Source organism: Micromonospora sp. CPCC 205561 (assembly GCF_036906775.1).
Lineage (GTDB): Bacteria > Actinomycetota > Actinomycetes > Mycobacteriales > Micromonosporaceae > Micromonospora.
The window spans coordinates 150,524-168,971 of the sequence record NZ_JBAKHV010000001.1 but is presented as its reverse complement, the minus strand read 5'-3'; the positions used below and the strand labels follow the sequence as shown (position 1 = coordinate 168,971).

The following is an 18,448-nucleotide window of genomic DNA, read 5'->3' as shown; positions in this document are numbered from 1 at the left end:
TGGCCGCCCGCCGCTCGGCCGGAGCGGGATGATCGCGCCGGCCGAGCTCGGCAGCTCGCCGCCGTACGGACAGCACCGCCACACGCGGCGTCCGTCAGGGGCGGGGGGTCCGGCGTTCGGCGAGGGTGGCGAAGGCGGCCAGGGACTCCGGGTTGGCCAGGGCGCCCCGGGCCGCCGCCGAGTCGACCGGGGTGCCGGTGAGGATCTTCTTGACCGGGACCTCCAGCTTCTTGGCCGAGAGGGTGCGCGGGACGGCGCGGACCTGGTGGATCTCGTCCGGGACGTGCCGGGGCGACAGCGCGGTACGCAGCTCGCGGCAGATCTTCTTCCGCATCGCGTCGTCCAACTCCAGGCCGTCGGCGAGCACCACGAACAGCAGCAGCTCACCGGCGCCGCCCTCGTCGTCCTCCAGGTGCACGACCACCGAGTCGACGACCTCGTCGAGCCCCTCGACCACCGAGTAGAACTCGGCGGTGCCGAGCCGTACGCCGCCGCGGTTGAGCGTGGCGTCGGAGCGGCCCGTGATCACGCAGCCGCCCCGGTCGTTGACCGTGATCCAGTCGCCGTGCCGCCAGACGCCCGGGTAGAGGTCGAAGTACGCCTCCCGGTACCGGGTGCCGTCCGGGTCGTTCCAGAAGCCCACCGGCATGCTCGGCATCGGCTCGGTGATCACCAGCTCGCCCAGCTCGCCGACGACCGGGGTGCCGTCGGCCGAGCGGGCCTCCACCTTGGCGCCGAGCGCCCGGCAGGTGATCTCGCCGGCGTGCACGGGCAGCAGCGGCACCCCGCCGACGAAGCCGGTGCAGACGTCCGTGCCGCCGGAGAGCGACTGGAGCTGGAGGCGGTCGCCGACCGTCTCGTACACCCAGGTGAAGCCCTCGGCGGGCAGCGGCGCGCCGGTCGAGCCGACCCCGCGCAGCGCGGAGAGGTCGGCGATCTCCTTCGGCACCAGCCCGGCCTTGCGGCAGGCCAGCAGGAACGGCGCGGAGGTGCCGAAGTACGTGGTGCCGGTCTCCTCGGCCAGCCACCAGAGCGCACCCAGGTCGGGGTGGCCCGGGTTGCCGTCGAAGAGCACGATCGCCGCGCCGACGGCCGGGCCGGAGACCAGGAAGTTCCACATCATCCAGCCGGTGGTGGTGAACCAGAAGAAGCGGTCCGCCGGGCCCAGGTCGTGGTGCAGGGCCAGCATCTTCAGGTGTTCCAGCAGGATGCCCCCGTGCCCGTGCACGATCGGCTTGGGCAGGCCCGTGGTGCCGGAGGAGTAGAGCACGTAGAGCGGGTGGTCGAACGCGACCGGGGTGAAGGCCAGCGGCTCGTCGGTCTCGGCGGCCAGCTCCGTCCAGGCCAGCGCGCCCTCGGGCGGCGGCCCGGCCGGGTCCAGGTAGGCGATGCCGACCGTGTGTCGCAGCGAGGGCAGGGCGGCCCGGATCGCGGCCACCTCGGCGCGCCGGTCCACCGGCTTCTCGCCGTAGCGGTAGCCGTCGACGGCGACCAGCACCTTCGGTTCGATCTGCTGCCAGCGGTCGGTCACGCTGCGGGTGCCGAACTCCGGCGCGCAGGAGGAGAAGACGGCCCCCAGGCTGCTGGTGGCGAGCAGCAGCACGTACGTCTCGGGGATGTTGGGCGCGTAGGCGGCCACCCGGTCGCCGGGGGCCACGCCGAGCCGGCGCAGCCCGGCGGCCACCCGGCGGACCTGCTCGCGCAGCCCGGCGGCGGTCAGGGTGACCGGCGCCCGGGTCTGGCCGTACGCGAGCACCACCGGGTCGCCGTCGGCCCGGCCCGGCATCCGCAGCACGTTCTCGGCGTAGTTCAGGGTGGCGCCGGGGAACCAGCGGGTCCCGGGCATTCCCCGGTCGGTCAGCGTGGCGGTCGGCGGGGTGTGCGCGACCACCTCGAAGTGGTCCCAGAGCGACCGCCAGAACGCGTCCAGGTCGGTGACCGACCAGCGCCACAGCTCGTCGTAGTCAGCGAAGTCCAACCCCCGCTGCTCGCGCAGCCAGCGCAGGTAGCTGCCGATCCGGGACCGCTCGCGTACGTCCGCCGGCGGCGTCCACAGCACGTCACCCACTGTTCCACCCTCCCCCTGGCCCCGCACGACACTGTGAAATGGGCCGTGGCGCCATCTTGCCCTACCTCAGAGCGCCATTCTCCGCACCCGACCTCCGCCGGCGCACGTGCGGAACCCACATGCGCCACCCCCACCCTGTGTGGGCCGGGCGAGGAGAGGGTCTCCGCGGGCGCCCCGCGCAGGGGGCGTCAGCCGGCGCGGTGGGCCTGGATGGCGCGGCGGCGGGCCAGCCGGTGGGCCCGGCGGATCTCCGCCTCCCGGAACCGGCGTTCGTCGTCCGGGGCCTCCGGCAGCACCGGCCGGACCGCCCGTGGCGTGCCGCCGACGTCGACGCCCACGAAGACCAGGTACGCGGTGGCGACCCGGACCGGCTCGTCCTCGGCCGAGTCCCAGCGCTCGGCCACCACCCGGACCCCGACCTCCATCGAGGTCTGCCCGGTCCAGTTCACCTGGGCGTGCGCGTGCACCAGATCCCCGACCCGGACCGCCTCGGCGAAGACGATCTCGTCGATGGCGGCGGTGACCGCCGTGCCGCCGCTGTGCCGGGCGGCCGCCGCCCCCGCCACGTCGTCGATGAACTTCATGAGCACCCCGCCGTGCACCGTGCCGTAGAGGTTGACGTCGACCGCCGTCATGATGCGGCTCAGGGTGACCCGGGAGTACGAGGTCGGCTTGCCGGCCGGCGCGGTGGAGGGGTGCTCGGTCATGTCGGAAACGGTACGGTGCGCGGATGCGACATCTCTGGAGCTTCCTCGCGGGGTTGGTGGTGGCGCCCGTCACGTGGGTGCTGGTCACCCTCGGGCAGGACGGGTCGGCGGGCACCGTCGACCGCTGGGTCGAGATCGGCAGGTTCAACTCGGCGAACATCATCGAGCCCGCCGTCTACCTCGCCGTCGGCGGGGTCCTGCTCGGCCTGCTCGGCACGCTGCGCACCTCGCCGCTCGGCCCGCTCGTGGCCGGGCTGCTGCTCGCCGCCCCGTACGTGGGGATGTTCGTCGCGCCCTTCGAGGTGCGGGACCGCATCCCGGACGGCTGGAAGGTGTTCGGCGACCCCCTGCCGCTGCACGCGCCCGTGGAGAACGGCACGCTCTTCCTGCTCGGACTGCTGCTGGTCATGGCCACGTTCAGCGGGCAGCGCTGGCGGCGGTGGCCCCGACCGGTGGCCGAGCCGGTACCGGCGCCCGCCGAGGGACCGGAGCGGAACGACTTCACGCTGACCGACTGGCCGCCGCCGGAGCCGACGGACCGGGACACCGCCCCGCCGAGCCTCGGCTACCCGGACCCGACCCCGACCGAGCCGCTGCCGCGCCGCACCGGTGGCGAGTCGCCGTGGTCCGCGCCGCCGCGCGGCACCAACCGGCCCGAGGACACGACCGGGATCAGGTGAGGACCGGGCGGGCCGGACGACCGGCCCGCCCGTCGAACCGTTCAGCCCCGCCGGGCGGCTGACGGACCGCCGGTCAGCCCTTGAGCAGCTGACGGGCCATCACGATGCGCTGCACCTGGTTGGTGCCCTCGTAGATCTGGGTGATCTTGGCGTCCCGCATCATCCGCTCGACCGGGTAGTCCCGGGTGTAGCCGTAGCCGCCGAGCAGCTGCACCGCGTCGGTGGTGATCTCCATGGCCGCGTCCGAGGCGAAGCACTTGGCCGCCGCGCCGAAGTAGGTCAGGTCGGCGTCGCCACGCTCGGACTTGCCGGCCGCCGCGTACGTCAGCTGCCGGGCCGCCTCCAGCTTCATCCCCATGTCGGCGAGCATGAACTGGACGCCCTGGAACTCGGCGACCGCCTTGCCGAACTGCTTGCGCTCCTGGACGTACCCCTTGGCGTAGTCGAGCGCGCCCTGGGCGATGCCGACGGCCTGCGCGGCGATGGTCACCCGGGTGTGGTCCAGGGTCTTCATCGCGGTGCCGAAGCCGGTGCCCTCGGCGCCGATCATGCGGTCGGCGGGGATGCGGACGTTGTCCAGGTAGACCTCGCGGGTCGGCGAGCCCTTGACGCCGAGCTTCTTCTCCGGTGCGCCGAAGCTGACCCCGGCGTCGGACTTCTCGACGACGAAGGCCGAGATGCCTCGCGACCGGGCCGACGGGTCGGTCACCGCGAAGACGGTGTAGTACTCCGAGACCCCGGCGTTGGTGATCCAGCGCTTCACGCCGTTGAGCACCCAGTGATCACCGTCACGCACCGCGCGGGTGGTCATCGACGCGGCGTCACTGCCGGCCTCCGGCTCGGAGAGGCAGTACGAGAACATCGCCTCGCCCGCCGCGACCGGGGTCAGGTAGCGGCGCTTGAGCTCCTCGGAGCCGGCCAGCAGCAGCGGCATGGTGCCGAGCTTGTTGACCGCCGGGATCAGCGAGGACGCGGCGCAGGCCCGCGCCACCTCCTCGATCACGATGGCCGTGGCCAGGGCGTCCGCGCCCGCGCCGCCGTACTCGACGGGGACGTGCGGGGCGTGGAAGTCGGCGGCCCGCAACGCGTCGTAGGACGCCTTCGGGAACTCACCGGTCTCGTCGGCCTCGGCGGCGTGCGGCGCCACCTTGGCCGCACAGACCTCACGGACCGCCTCCCGGATCGCCTCGTGCTCCTCGGGCAACCGGTAGACGTCGAACGACTGCTCTGCGGCCATGTCGGCCCCTCCCCTTCACCGCTATCATGCGCAGTCTGTAGCGTCTCCTGACCGCCGACGGCGCAGACTGAAGGATAGCGACCCCGGTTCAGGTGATGTTACCGCCGCGTAGCCTCTGACGTGACGAGCGCCGACGCCGCCCGGCGATGATGGAACAGACCGACGTAGAGTCCGTCCGGTGCCCGCCCAGGCGCCGCAGCAGAACGCGACGCGACGACGCGGCGCCAGCGCGAGCGGAGAAGACAGGCGTGACGATCCCGTACCCGAACACCCAGCCGGTGCCCGCCATCGCCGCGGTGACGCCCCCCTCGGGCGCCCAGCGGCCGCGGGTCACCTTCCTGGGCACCGGCTACCTCGGTGCGACGTACGCCATCTGCTACGCGGAGCTGGGCTACGAGGTCCTCGGCTTCGACGTCGACGCGGACAAGATCGCCATGCTGAACGCCGGCGAGGTGCCGATCCACGAGCCCGGCCTGGACGAGCTGCTCAAGCGCAACCTGGCCGCCGGACGGCTGCGGTTCAGCACGGACATGGCCGAGGTCGCCGAGTTCGGCGACGTGCACTTCATCTGCGTCGGCACGCCCCAGCGCGCCGACGGGATGGGCGCCGACCTGTCGTACGTCGAGGCGTCGGTCACCAGCCTGGCCCAGCACCTGGCCCGCAAGGCGTTGATCGTCGGCAAGTCGACCGTGCCCGTCGGCACCGCCGAGTGGGTGGAGCAGCTGGTCAGCAAGCACACCCCCGCCGACCTGGGCGTCGAGGTGGCGTGGAGCCCGGAGTTCCTCCAGGAGGGCTTCGCCGTCGACGACGTGCTGCGGCCCAACCGGATCGTGGTCGGCGTCAAGAGCGAGTGGGCCAACGGCATGCTCTACGCCGCCCACAAGGGCGTCTTCGACCTGGCCGCCACCGAGGACCGCGAGGTGCCCCTGGTGGTCACCGACTTCGCCACCGCCGAGCTGGTCAAGGTCGCCGCCAACGCCTTCCTGGCCACCAAGATCTCCTTCATCAACGCGATGGCCGAGGTCTGCGAGGCCTCCGGCGGCGACGTCACCCACCTCGCCCGGGCCATCGGCCTGGACCCGCGCATCGGCAACCGCTTCCTCCAGGCCGGGCTCGGCTTCGGCGGCGCCTGCCTACCCAAGGACATCCGGGCGTTCCAGGCCCGCGCCCAGGAACTCGGCGCGGGAGAGGCGCTGCGCTTCCTGCACGAGGTCGATCTGATCAACATGCGCCGCCGGACCCGGGTGGTCCAGCTCGCCGCCGAGCTGCTCGGCCGCCGGTCCGGGCCGGCCGGGCCGGACCTCTCCGGCACCCGCGTCGCCGTGCTCGGCGCGACCTTCAAACCCAACACCGACGACGTACGCGACGCGCCGGCGCTCGCCGTAGCCGCGCTGCTGCGCAAGGCCGGCGCCGACGTGCACGTCTACGACCCGCAGGGCATGGAACGGGCCCGCGCGGTGGCCCCCGAACTGGTCTACGAGCCCGGCATCAACGAGGCCGTGACCGGCGCGGACCTGGTCTGCGTACTCACCGAGTGGGCCGACTTCCGCAACGCCGACCCGGTGGCCCTGGGCGAGCTGGCCGCCGGCCGCAAGGTGGTCGACGGGCGCAACTGCCTGGACTCGGCACTGTGGACGCAGGCCGGCTGGGAGTACCGGGGCATGGGTCGCCCCTGACGATCGAGGGGCCGGCGGCCGGTCGTGGAGCACGCTCCGCGACCGGCCGTTCGCCGTCCGCGTGGACGATCTTTGCCCCGGACCCGCCGACAACTGTCGAAATCCGCGCGCACATTGGGCATGCTGCCAGGGTGGGAGTCCACAGTGCGGGTGGAGGAATGTCGTGGCGAGCTTTCAGTGCTCCTCGTGCGGCCGGGAGATCAAACCGGCCGTCAGCTGCCCGCACTGCGGTGCGCACCAGCCACAGTGGCTCGAGCACCTGGCGGAGATCGAGCGGTCCATCGCGGAGATGAAGGCCCGCGAGGCCGCCATCGCCAGCGAGCAGCGGCAGATCGCCGCCAAGATGCAGGCCGCGCTCTTCCAGCGCGACATCCTCGCGCACGCCGGTGAGGAACGCGTCAAGCAGGCCACCCGCCCGCGCCGGGTGCTGCGCCGCCGGCCGGGCCGCCGACCGCCCACGGCCGCCACCGGAGCCCCGCCCCGGGTGCCCCGTCAGGGCGCCCCGGCCGGCCCGGACGACCCACCCCCGCCCCCGCGGACGACCGCCTCCTGGCTCGACGCCGACGATCCCGAGCACCCGCCGGAAGCATCCTCCCGCGAGGTGCAGAACATCCCCCTCGGGCTCGGCGCACTGCTGCTCGGGGTCGCCGCCGTGGTCTTCGCCGCGGTGGCCACCAGCTCCATGGACGCGCTGGCCCGGCTGGGCGTCCTGCTGATCGCGACCGTGCTGATGCTGCTCGCCCCGCCGGTGCTGGCCCGGCGGGGGCTCACCTCGACCGCCGAGACCATCTCCGCCGTCGGCCTGCTCCTGCTACCGCTCGCCGGCTACGCGCTCTGGGCGGTCGACCGGATCGGCAACGGCGGCGCCTCGGGCGCGGTCTTCGCCGGGGTCATCTTCGCCGTCACCGCCGGTGTCTCCTTCGGCTACGCGGGCTGGACGGGGCTGCGCACGCCCCGGTTCGCGACCGTGCTGGCCGCCCAGCCCGTGCTGCCGCTGCTCGCGTACGACCTGATCTCCGGGCCCGGCGGCTGGGCGCTGGTGCTGACGGCGGTCGCCGTGCTCGACCTCTGGCTGGCACGCTCTCCGGTCACCCTGGAACGGCCGGTCCGTCGGGACCTGCCCGAGCCCTCGGCCACCCCGGCGGCCCCCCTTCAGCGCCGCCCCGACGGTCGGCCGGAGGGAGCGCCGGAGGAGGCCGGCGAAGTGCTCGACGGCGCCCTGCCGGCGCAGGAGAGGGCTCCCGCCGTACGACCGGTGCCGGTGCTGCGCGAGCTGACCTGGGTGCTGCACGGGGTGGCGGTCGCCGTGGCGCTCGCGTACGCCGTCTCGGCCCTGCTGGGCGCGGGCACCGTGCCGGCCGCGACCGGGGCGGGGCTGACGCTGCTGCTGGCCGCCGCCACGGGGCTGGCCGGGACGCTGGCGCTGCGCCGGCCGCCGCTGCCCGACCTGGGCGCCGGGATCTTCACCCTCGCCGTGATCGGCACGCTGAGCCGGATCGCCTCGGTGGCGTTCCCGGGGCGGGCGCTGCTGCTGATCGCGGCGGTCATCACGCTCACCGGGCTGGCCGTCCGGGCGGTCCCGGAGGCGGCCCGCCGCGGGCCGCAGCTCGCCTCGGCGGTGGCGCTCACGGTCAGCGGGGTGGTGGTCGCCGGGGGCGCCCTGCGTGCCGGCGTCGCCCCCGTCCGCGCCGCGCTGCCGGCCTGGGCGGCCGACCTCGACCGCTACCCGGCGGAGCTGTCGGCAGCGGTGGGGCCGGCCGCCTGGCAGCTCGCCGCGAGCGCGTTCCTGCTGACCGTGGCCGCGGTGCTGGCCCTGCCGCCCGAGATCCGCCGGGAGTTCGCGGTGGTCGGCGCGGCGCTGACCGCGCTCGCCGTACCGGCGTCGTTCGGCCTCGGCTGGGCGGTGGCGCCCTGGCCGATGGTGCTGACGGCGGTCGGCATCGGGGTCGTCGGGCTCTCCGCCCGGACCGAACGGGCGGCGTTGGCGCACGCCGCGGCCGCCGCCGGTGTCGGCCTGTTCGGCGCGGGCGCCGCCCTGGCCCGGCCGGCGCTGACCGCCGCGGTCCTGCTCACCCTCTTCGCCGCCGGGGTCCTCGTCGCCGTGGCGCCCCGGATGCGGCTCGCCCCGGCGGCGGCCGACGCCGTCTCGGCCTGGGCCGCCGGCGGTGCCGCGTTCGCGCTGCCCGGCGCGGTGGCCGCCTTCGTGGCCGCCACCGTGCCGACCGATCCGACGCCGACCCCGGCGAGCCTGCGCGAGGTCACCGTCCCGGTGCTGGCCGCCAGCTTCCTGGCGGTCTGCGCCACCCTCGGCTACGCCGCCATCGTGCAGGTCTCCCAGCGGCACATTCCGACACCGCTGGCGGCGGGCACCGCCCTCGGCGCGATCACGGTCACCGCCGCCGCCTTCGGGGCCCCCGGCGCCACCGCGGCCGACGCCTGGGTCGGTGGGCTGCTGCTGGTCGCCGCCGCGATGGTGGTCTTCGCCGGTCCCATCGACGCCGGCCGGCGCGCCGACCTGAACCTGGACGGCTCCGACCTGGCCGCCGCGGCGGTGACGGCCGCCCTGATCGCCACCCTGGCCCGGATCGCGGCCGTGCTCGCCCCCGGCGGGCAGCTCGCCGTCGCCGCCGGGCTGGTGCTGGTGGTGGCCGTGGGCGCCCGGGCGATGCCGGAGGACTGGCGACGCGGGCCGATCCTCGGCATCGCCGCCGGCGGCGTGCTGATCGGGCTGCTGGCCGGCTGGAGCGCGCTGCGGGGCGGGCTGGGGGTGCTCGCGACCCCGGGGGCGATCTGGGCCGGCGACCTGACCGGCTGGCCGGCCGGGCCGACCGGTGGCTCGACGTGGCAGGCGCCGGTCGCGCTCGCCCTGCTCGGCGTCGCCGCCGCGGTCCTGCTGCCGCCGCCCTGGAAGTACGACGTGTCGGGCGCGGCGGCCGTGCTCGCCACGATCGGCGCGCCGGCCGCGTTCGACCTGCCGTGGTGGTCGCCCGTCCTCGTCGGCGGCATGGTCGCCACCGTCTTCGGCATGGCCGCCGTGGCCGCGGTCGACCCCCGCGCCGGGCTCTCCCGCGCGGTCGTGGCCGGTGTGGTCGCCCTGCACGCGGCGGGGGCGGGCCTGGTCCGGCCGTGGACCACCGCGCTGGCGCTCGGGAGTATCGCGCTGATCGGCGTCGTGGTGGCGGCGCTGGCCCGGTCGCTGGCCGCGCCCCTGGTGGAGGACGTCGAGACCGAGGGGATGCCGCCGCACCTGGCGCAGATCGGTGGCGCGGCGGCCGGCGCGGCCCTGCTCGCCTTCCCCGGCGCCGTCGCGGCGCTGGCGGCCGAGTTCCACCACACACCGGAGGTGGTGCTGACCGCCGCGTTGGCCGCGTCGAGCCTGGGCCTGGCGGCGGTGGCCGCCGCGCGGCGGCGAATCCCGCAGTACCTGCCCTGGACGAGCGCGGCGGTGGCCGGCGGCGCCACGGTGAGCGCCCTGGCAGCCGTCCCCACCGGCCTGCCCGTCGGTGTCTACGCCGCCGCCGCGGCCCTGCTCGGGGTGCTGGCCGAGCTGGTCCGGGGAGCCACCGAGCCACCGATCGGAGCCGCCCAGCCGGTACGGCGCTGGGCGGTGCTGCTCGACGGGGCACTGCGACGGCTGCCGGGCGACGAGACGCAGCGGCGCTGGCGGGTAAGCCCTGCCGCCGGTGCGATCGCCGCCGCCGCGCTGCCCACCGTCCTGGCGCTGCTCTCGGTCGCGCCGTCCCTGGTCGTCGCCCTGGTCGACCCGCACCGCAGCCTCGGCCGGGTCTGGCAGGGTCCACCGCCGGAGCTGCTCACCCCGCCCCCGGACGCGGTCGACGCGACCCACGTGCTGACCGCGCTGCTGCTCACCGCGACCGCCGCGCTGGCCGCCACCGGCTTCAGCGGCGGTCGGCGCTCCCGGGCCGTGCCGGTGGTGCTGCCGGGCGCCGCCGTGACCCTGCTGATCACGCCGGTGTCGCTCGGCAACGGCTGGCCGGCCGGCACCCTGGCCGCGCTCGCCGTGTTCACCATCTCGATGCTGGGTCTGGCGCTCACCCCGCCTCCGCCGCTCGCGGAGCGGGCCCGCTCCCTGCGGCTGACCCGGGTGCTCGTCTTCGCCATCGGGCTGGCCGCCGGAAGCGCGGGCCTGGTCGGCGGTCTCGCCACCCGGGAGCTGACCCTGTTCACGCTCGGCGGCGGGGTCGGCGTCGGCGCCGTGGCCGCGCTCTTCGGCACCACCCAGCGGGCGCGCATCCTGGGTTGGCTCTTCGCCTCGCTGATGGCGCAGCTCTTCGTGCTCACCGCCGGACTCGTGGCCGGCCTCGCGGCCGTCTGGTCCGCGTTCGGCGTACTCGCGGTCGGCGCGGCCCTGCAGGTGTTCGCCGCGACCCTGCCCCGGCTGCGTCGTCCCGAGGCCCAGCGGGAGGCGGCCACGGTCGAGTGGAGCGGGTACGCCGCCGCCCTCATCGCCCTGGCGTTGGCCTTCGACTCGCCCCGGCACATCGCCGCGCTGCTGGCCGGATGGGGTGCCGTCCTCGGCGTGGCGGCGACCCGACCGCGGCGTCGTCCCGTGGAACGACGCATCCTGGTCTGGGCCGTGGTGGTCTGCGAGATCACCGCCTGGTGGATCCTGATGCGCGTCGCCGACGTGGCGCTGCCGGAGGCCTACACGCTGCCCTTCGCGGCGCTCGCGCTGCTCGTCGGCGTGCTGGAGCTGCGGCGCCGGCCCGACCTGAGCAGCTGGGTCGCGTACGGGCCGGCGCTGATCGCCGCCTTCGTGCCGACCCTGGCGATCGTGCTGGCCACCGACTCCAGCGCCCTGCGCCAGGTGCTGCTGCTGCTCGGCGCCGTCGCGGTGCTCGTCTTCGGCTCGATGAGCCAACAGCAGGCACCGGTGATCATCGGTGCGGCCGTCACCGCGATCACGGCGGTACACGCGCTGTTCAGCCTCGGGCCGTGGCTGGCCCTGATCCCGGTCGGCATCCTGCTGTTGGTGCTCGGCGCGAGCAACGAGCGCCGCCGCCGCGCCCAGGAACGCCTCCAGACGGCCCTGCGCGGCATGCGCTGACACCGGCGGGCCGCCCCGCGCAGGCCGGGCTCGGACGGTGGCCAGGAAGTCCCGGACCGACAGGGCGCAACGTCTCGTGGTCGGACGCGGGCGGTCGAGGGCAGGTGCCACCGCCTGCGGGCGCGGCACGGCCGGCCCCCGATGCCCCTGGCGACGGCAGGGCCGCAGCAACGCCGACCCAGCGACTACAGACGGTGGTGACCGGCGCGGCGCGACCACCACCCACCTGTCTCCTTTGCTCTGCAGCCACCGACGCAACAGTCACCATGCGTCAGAGACAATGACGGCCTCGGCTGAGACTCATCGGAGAAACGTCCAGCTCAACTCACCGGTGCGTGGATGGCTGCAGAGCAAAGGGGCGGCGGGGCGAGGTTTCTCCGAGCCGCCCTCGGTGACGCTGAGCAACATCAGCGTCCCGTCACTGACAGCGATGAGTGTCGAGCGCGGCGCACGCCGGGCAGCGGTCAAGGAACCACCCGGCCACTCCTCTCCCTCGGCAGCCGGGCGCCCGGCCGGCGGAATCAGCCCTTGCCGGCGCAGGCGGAGGGGAAGCGGGGCCAGGGCCGGGCGGTGTAAGGCGCGGAGATCAGGCCAGGGAGGCGCGCAGGGCCGCGTCCTTCTCGGCGACCAACTGCTCGAGGTCGGCCTGGTAGGCGGCCATGCGGTCGAGCAGTACCCGGTCGGCGGCGGCCAGGATGCGGACCGCGAGCAGCCCGGCGTTGCGGGCGTTGCCGATCGATACGGTGGCCACCGGCACGCCCGCCGGCATCTGCACGATGGAGAGGAGCGAGTCCATCCCGTCCAGGTGCTTCAACGGCACCGGGACGCCGATCACGGGCAACGGCGTGACCGAGGCGACCATCCCGGGGAGCGCCGCGGCGCCACCGGCCCCCGCGATGATGACCCTCAGCCCTCGGTCGGCCGCGGCGCGGCCGTAGTCGATCATCTTGATCGGGGTACGGTGCGCCGAGACCACCTCGACCTCGTACGGCACCTCGAACTCGTCCAGCGCCTCGGCGGCGGCCTTCATCGTCGGCCAGTCCGAGTCGCTGCCCATGATCAGCCCAACGACGCTCACCGGTGTCCGCCTCTCGTTCGCGACTGCGGGGCCCGCAAGCTCACTTCTCGCGCTCACTGGTGCCCCTCGCGCAGCCAGCGGGCCGCCCGCGCGGCCCGGGCCCGTACGTCCTCCAGGTCGTCGCCGAGCACCGTCACGTGCCCGATCTTGCGCCCCGGCCGCACCTGCTTGCCGTAGAGGTGCACCTTGGCGCCCGGCTCGGCCGCGAAGAGATGGTGCAGCCGCTCGTCGATCGACATCCCGCCCGGCTCGCCGCCCAGCACGTTCGCCATCACCACCACGGGGGCGGTCAGCGAGGCGTCCCCCATCGGGTAGTCGAGCACCGCCCGCAGGTGCTGCTCGAACTGCGACGTCCGCGCACCCTCGATCGTCCAGTGCCCGGAGTTGTGCGGCCGCATCGCCAGCTCGTTCACCACGATCCGGCTGCCGGGGGGCGCTGCCGGGTCGGCGACCTCGAACAGCTCCACCGCGAGCAGGCCCACCACGCCGAGCGCGGTGGCCAGGTCGATGGCGAGTTGCTGCGCGGCGACCGCCAGTTCCTCCGGCAGGCCCGGCGCGGGGGCGAGCACCTCCACGCAGATGCCGTCGCGCTGCACGGTCTCGACCACCGGGTACGCGGCGACCTGCCCGAACGGCGAGCGGGCCACCTGCACCGCCAACTCCCGACGCAGCGGCACGCGTTCCTCGACGATCAGCCGGGTGCCGCCGGCGAGCAGGGTCGTCGCCAGCTCGTCGCCCTGCGCGGCGTCGTCGACCAGCCAGACGCCCCGGCCGTCGTAGCCGCCCCGGGCCGCCTTGAGCACCACCGGCCAGCCGTGCTCCTCGCCGAAGGTCACCACGTCGGCGGGCTCCGCCACGGGCCGCCAGGCCGGGTTCGGCGCGCCCAGCTCGCCCAGCCGCTCCCGCATGACGCGCTTGTCCTGCGCGTGCAGCAGCGCGTCGGCCGGAGGGTAGAGCTTCACGCCCTCGGCGGCCAGCGTCCGGATGTGCTCGGTCGGGACGTGCTCGTGGTCGAAGGTCACCACGTCGCAGGCCTTGGCGAAGGCGCGCAGCGCGGCGAGATCGGTGTGGTCGCCGTACTGCACGTCGGCGGCGACCAGCGCCGCGCCGTCGTCGGGGGCCAGCGCCAGCACGCGCAGCGACTGGCCGAGGGCGATCGCGGACTGGTGGGTCATCCGGGCCAGCTGGCCACCACCCACCATGCCGACAACGGGCAGACCGGTACGGGAATCCATAGCGGCGCCAGCCTATCGGGACGCCCCGTCACCTGCGCCGCCGGATGGCCGATCGCACACGGGCGCAGCCGTGCGCCTCAGCGCCGGGCGAGCTGGCCGACCAGGTCGTCCACCGCCGTCACCGGCCGCTCGCAGACGAAACCCCGGCAGGCGTACGCGGTGGGCCGCCCGTCGACCAGCGGCCGGTCGGCGAGCAGTGGCACCCCGGGCCGGCCGGAAGGACCCGCCACGATCACGGCGCCGGGCGGGGCGTGCCGGTGTGCCGCCGCGACCAGCGGCTCCCCGGTCGGGTCGTCGGTGACCACCGCGATCTCGTACGGCCCGGAGAGCAGCGCCTCCCCGACGGCGGCCGCGTAGCCGGTGAAGCGGGCGTGCCGGCCGACGATCGGCGCCACGGTCGACAGGGCCGCCTCGGCGGCCTCCCGGTAGCGGGTCTCCCCGGTCAGCGCCGAGTACGTCACCAGCGCCGCGACGATCGACGAGCGCCCGGACGGGGTGGCGTTGTCGGTCGGGTCGGCGGGGCGGGTGACCAGCCGCTCGGCGTCGTCGGCGGTGTCGTAGAAGCCACCTCCGGGGGCGGCGAAGCGCTCCAGCGCGACGTCGAGCAGCCGGCCGGCCGACTCCAGCCAGCGCCCCTCGCCGGTGAGCTGGTGCAGGGCGCAGAACGCCTCGGCCACGCAGCCGTGGTCCTCCAGCACGCCCGCCGGCTCGCCCACCACGCCGGCTCGGGAGACCCGGCGCAGCCGCCCGTCCACGACGTGCCGTTCGGCGAGCACCTCGCCGATGCGTACGGCCGCCGCCGCGGTGACCGGGTCGCCGGTGAGCGCGGAGTGCTCGACCAGCGCGGTCACCGCCAGCCCGTTCCAGGAGGCGACCACCTTGTCGTCGCGGGCCGGCTGGGGACGGGTGTCGCGGACCTCGCGCAGCCGGGCCCGTACGCGCTGCCAGCGGGCGGCCACCTCAGGCGCGACGTCGTCCACGTCCCGGGCCAGCCGCAGCACGCTCGTGCCGTGCTCGAAGGTGCCCTGCGCGGTGACCGCGAAGAGGTCGGCGGCGAAGCGGCCGTCCTCCTCCCCCAGCGCCTCGACGAGCTGGGCCGGCGTCCAGGAGTAGGTGAGCCCTTCCACGCCCTCGGTGTCCGCGTCGAGGGCGGAGGCCAGGCCGCCCTCGGGGGTGCCCAGGTCGTCGATCAGGAAGGCGGCCGTCTCGGCGGCGACCCGGGCGGCGACGGGGTCCCCGGTCAGCCGCCAGAGCTGGGTGTACGTCCGCAGCAGCAGCGCGTTGTCGTAGAGCATCTTCTCGAAGTGCGGCACGGTCCAGTGCCCGTCGACGGAGTAACGGGCGAAGCCGCCGGCGAGCTGGTCGTAGATGCCGCCCCGGGCCATCGCCTCGCAGGTGTGCCGGACGATCTCCAGGCTCCGCGGGGAGCCGGTGCGCTGGTGGTGCCGGAGCAGGAAGAGCAGGTTCATGTGCGGCGGGAACTTCGGCGCGTCGCCGAAGCCGCCGTTCGTGTCGTCGTACTCCCTGGCGAGCTGGTCGGCCGCGGCGTCGAGCAGCGCGGCGTCCAGCGGCGCGGTGGGCCCGCCGACGGCCTGGGCGCCGCCGATCGCCTCGACCACCGCGGCGCCCTGCTGGATCACGGCGTCGCGCTGGTCGCGCCAGGCCGCGGCGACCGATTCGAGCAGCCGGACGAAGTTGGGCCGGGGGAAGTACGTGCCGCAGAAGAACGGGGTGCCGTCCGGGGTGGCGAAGACCGTCATCGGCCAGCCGCCCTGCCCGGTCATCGCCTGGGTGGCGGTCATGTAGACGGCGTCGACGTCGGGGCGCTCCTCGCGGTCCACCTTGATGGCCACGAAGTCGTCGTTGACCAGGGCGCCGACCTGCTCGTGCTCGAACGACTCGTGGGCCATCACGTGGCACCAGTGGCAGGCGGCGTAGCCGACCGAGATGAGCACCGGCACGTCCCGCCGCCTCGCCTCGGCGAACGCCTCGTCGCACCAGGGCCACCAGTCGACCGGGTTATCGGCGTGCTGGAGCAGGTACGGGCTCGTGGCGTCAGCGAGTCGGTTCACCCGACGACCATAACCAGCCGCCGACCCGCCCGCCGGGGCTCCGGCGCCGCCCCTCCCCCCGGAGCCCCCGCCCGGTCAGGAGGCGCCGTCGGCGCGCAGCGGGAAGACGTTCGGGCGGGCCTCGTCGAGCAGGGTGCTCAGCACCGCCCCGATCTTGTCGGCCGGCATGGGCTTGAAGAAGTGGTAGCCCTGGGCGGCCGTACAGCCCAGCTCGGCCAGGGCGGTGCGCTGCTCGGCGGTCTCCACCCCCTCGGCCACCACCCGCAGCCCCAGCTCGTGGGCGAGCCCGACGGTGGTCCGCACGATCGCCGCCGCCTCCGGGGAGTCGGCCATCCGGATCACGAAGGAACGGTCCACCTTCAGCTCGTCCACCGCGATCCGGGTGAGGAACGTCAGCGAGGAGAACCCGGTGCCGAAGTCGTCCACCGCCAGCTGCACGCCCATCGACCGCAGCGTGGCGAGCACCTCGTCGATGACCTCCAGCTCGCTCATCACCACCGTCTCGGTGATCTCCAGGACCAGCCGGTCCGGCGGCATCTGGTGCCGCCGCAGCGCGTCGGCGATCTCGGCGGGCAGGCGGGGGTCGAGCAGGCTGCGTGCCGAGAGGTTGACCGAGATCGGCACGTCGAGCCCGTCCCTGGTCCAGCCGGCGGCGACGGCGAGCGCCTTGTCCAGCACGTAGCGGGTGAAGGTGCCGAGCTGCTCGCTGTTCTCCACGGGGCGGATGAAGTCGTGCGGCCCCAGCCAGCCGCGGCGCGGGTGCCGCCAGCGGATCAGCGCCTCCACCCCGGTCGGGGCGCCGGTGGCCAGGTCGACCGCCGGCTGCAACGCCAGCACGAGTTGGTCGTCGGTCTTCAGCGCCTCCCGCAGCTCGGCCAGCAGGGCCAGCTGGTCGGTGCTCGCGGCGTCCCTGGTGGCGTCGTACGCGGCGACGCTGCCGCCGCCCTCCTTGGCCTGGTACATGGCGATGTCGGCCCGGCGCAGCAGCTCCGTCAGGTCGGCGGTGCCGGCGTCGGCCACCACCACCCCGACGGAGACCTCGACGGACATCCGCACCCCGGCCACCTCGGTCGGGGCGGCGAGCCGCTCGGCGATCTCGCGGGCCTGCCGCAGCGCGTACGCCATCGGGGCCGCCCGGTCCCCGAGCACCGGGACCGACGTCAGCAGAAGCGCGAACTCGTCACCGCCGAGCCGGGCGAGCAGGTCACCGGAGCGGGCGAGGGCACCGAGCCGGTTGGCGGTCAGTCGCAGCAGCTGGTCGCCGGCGGCGTGTCCGAGGGTGTCGTTGACCTCCTTGAACTGGTCGATGTCGAGCAGCAGCAGCGCCACCGGGTGGTCGTGGGCGAGCTGGCGCAGCGCCTGGTCGCCCTTGCCGAGCATGGCGGAGCGGTTCGCCAGCCCGGTGAGCTGGTCGTGCACCGCCTCGTACGACGAACGGGCGGTGACCAGCCGCAGCTCCCGGTGGGTCGCGGCATCGTGCAGCGCGGCGGCGAGGGCGTCGCCGAACGCGGCCACCGCGTCGCGCTCCCGGGCGTTGGGCGGCGCGGAACGCGGGAACCTGACCCGCAGCTCGCCCACCCGGGCGGTCCCCACGGCCAGGGCCCGCGCCAGCTCGTGCTCCTCGGGCTCGGCCCGGCCGGGCGGCGCGACCTCACGGTCGACCAGCTGACCGCCGGGGTCGCCCCGGTAGCGCCGCCACCGGCCGTCGCCGCGGGCCACGTCGACGTCGACGAGCTCGGCGTTGAACAGGGTCAGCGCGCCGCTCACCGCGGCGGTGGCGACGCCCCGCTCGTCGAGCTGGTTGAGCGCGGCGGTGGCCTCCGCGAAGGCCCGCCAGCTGCGGTGCTCCTGGTCGGCGCGGAGCCGGTGGCGGTAGGTCTGCTGGAGCAGCCAGAGCGGCGGCGGGAGCAGCAGCAGCCAGCGCGCGTCCAGCTCCAGCAGCGCCACCACGACCAGGCCGACGGCGACGTTGCCGACGAACATCAACAGCTTGCCCCGCAGCGCGGCGAGCAGCGGCGGCGCGACGGCGATGCCGTGCCGAAGCGCCAGGGTGGCGCCGCCGAGCCAGGCGGTGGCGAGCAGGTAGGTGACCGATCCGGCGAGCACGGCCAGGGCGAGCGCCGGGGTCGGCGGCGTCAGCAGCGGGTGACCGAGCGCGGTGGTGACCGAGACGGCCAGCGCGGTGGCGGCGGTGAGCGAGGCCGTGATCCGTACGACCTCCGACACCGGGCGCCGGTCACCGAGCAGCGACATGGCCGACCAGGCGAGACCGACGCCGAGCAGCGTGGCGGAGGGGAGCCAGCCGGCGGGCGTCAGGTAGAGGCAGATGATCAGCGCCGCCTCGCCCCAGGTGATGCTCACCATTCCGGCGGCGCTGCGGAACCGTAGGCGGGCCAGCTGGGCGACGGCGACCACCGCGACGGCGAGGCCGAAGCGGGCGGGCCCGCCGAGCGGGTCGTCGGCGGGGAGGCGGGCCGGGGCCAACCACCCCAGCGCGGCGGCGACCAGGGCGGTCAGCGCGACGGCGGCCGTGAGCAGGAGCAGCCGTACGGAGGTGGCACGGGATTCGAGCCGGTCGGGTGACTCGCCGGCCCTGCCGGAGGTCACCGATTCCCTCCGCCGGCGGG

General features: G+C 74.9%; 10 protein-coding genes. 3 read left to right on the top strand and 7 right to left on the bottom strand.

Annotation, left to right across the window (positions count from 1 at the left end):
• Nucleotides 1-94: 94 nt before the first annotated feature.
• Together V6V16_RS00745 and V6V16_RS00740 are read right to left on the bottom strand one after the other, a co-directional pair.
• Complete coding sequence (locus tag V6V16_RS00745) at nt 95-2,068, bottom strand: acetoacetate--CoA ligase (protein WP_334558499.1); 1,974 nt, start codon at nt 2,066-2,068, stop codon at nt 95-97.
• A 188-nt stretch (nt 2,069-2,256) separates the two neighbouring features.
• Nucleotides 2,257-2,775, bottom strand: a complete 519-nt coding sequence (locus V6V16_RS00740; RefSeq protein ID WP_334558497.1) for an acyl-CoA thioesterase — start codon at nt 2,773-2,775, stop codon at nt 2,257-2,259.
• Nucleotides 2,776-2,798: 23 nt separating this feature from the next.
• Here V6V16_RS00740 and V6V16_RS00735 point away from each other — a divergent pair, with 23 nt between their 5' ends.
• Nucleotides 2,799-3,455: a hypothetical protein gene (locus tag V6V16_RS00735; RefSeq protein ID WP_334558495.1), complete on the top strand. Its 657-nt coding sequence runs from the start codon at nt 2,799-2,801 to the stop codon at nt 3,453-3,455.
• 73 nt (nt 3,456-3,528) lie between these two features.
• Here V6V16_RS00735 and V6V16_RS00730 read toward each other — a convergent pair whose 3' ends face one another.
• Entirely contained in the window at nt 3,529-4,692 is a 1,164-nt protein-coding gene (locus tag V6V16_RS00730) for an acyl-CoA dehydrogenase family protein (protein ID WP_334558493.1), read from the bottom strand.
• A gap of 248 nt (nt 4,693-4,940) precedes the next feature.
• On the opposite strand from V6V16_RS00730, the gene V6V16_RS00725 reads away from it, so the two are divergent.
• Nucleotides 4,941-6,368, top strand: coding sequence for a UDP-glucose dehydrogenase family protein (locus tag V6V16_RS00725; protein ID WP_334558492.1), 1,428 nt, complete (start codon nt 4,941-4,943; stop codon nt 6,366-6,368).
• Between the two features lie 163 nt (nt 6,369-6,531).
• Nucleotides 6,532-11,436: an SCO7613 C-terminal domain-containing membrane protein gene (locus V6V16_RS00720; RefSeq protein WP_334558491.1), complete on the top strand. Its 4,905-nt coding sequence runs from the start codon at nt 6,532-6,534 to the stop codon at nt 11,434-11,436.
• Nucleotides 11,437-12,022: 586 nt separating this feature from the next.
• On the opposite strand, the gene purE is transcribed toward V6V16_RS00720, so the two are convergent.
• The 4 genes from purE to V6V16_RS00700 all read right to left on the bottom strand — a co-directional run bounded on the left by purE (nt 12,023) and on the right by V6V16_RS00700 (nt 18,428).
• On the bottom strand, nt 12,023-12,514 hold the full coding sequence (gene purE / locus V6V16_RS00715) for a 5-(carboxyamino)imidazole ribonucleotide mutase (RefSeq protein WP_334558489.1): 492 nt from the start codon (nt 12,512-12,514) through the stop codon (nt 12,023-12,025).
• Between the two features lie 53 nt (nt 12,515-12,567).
• The gene (locus V6V16_RS00710; RefSeq protein ID WP_334558487.1) at nt 12,568-13,749 is read right to left on the bottom strand and encodes a 5-(carboxyamino)imidazole ribonucleotide synthase; all 1,182 of its coding nucleotides are present in this window, start codon (nt 13,747-13,749) and stop codon (nt 12,568-12,570) included.
• A gap of 77 nt (nt 13,750-13,826) precedes the next feature.
• The gene (locus tag V6V16_RS00705; RefSeq protein WP_334558485.1) at nt 13,827-15,821 is read right to left on the bottom strand and encodes a thioredoxin domain-containing protein; all 1,995 of its coding nucleotides are present in this window, start codon (nt 15,819-15,821) and stop codon (nt 13,827-13,829) included.
• Nucleotides 15,822-15,896: 75 nt separating this feature from the next.
• Nucleotides 15,897-18,428 (bottom strand): putative bifunctional diguanylate cyclase/phosphodiesterase, encoded by a 2,532-nt coding sequence (locus tag V6V16_RS00700; protein ID WP_334558482.1) that lies wholly within the window; start codon nt 18,426-18,428, stop codon nt 15,897-15,899.
• Nucleotides 18,429-18,448 lie beyond the last annotated feature (20 nt).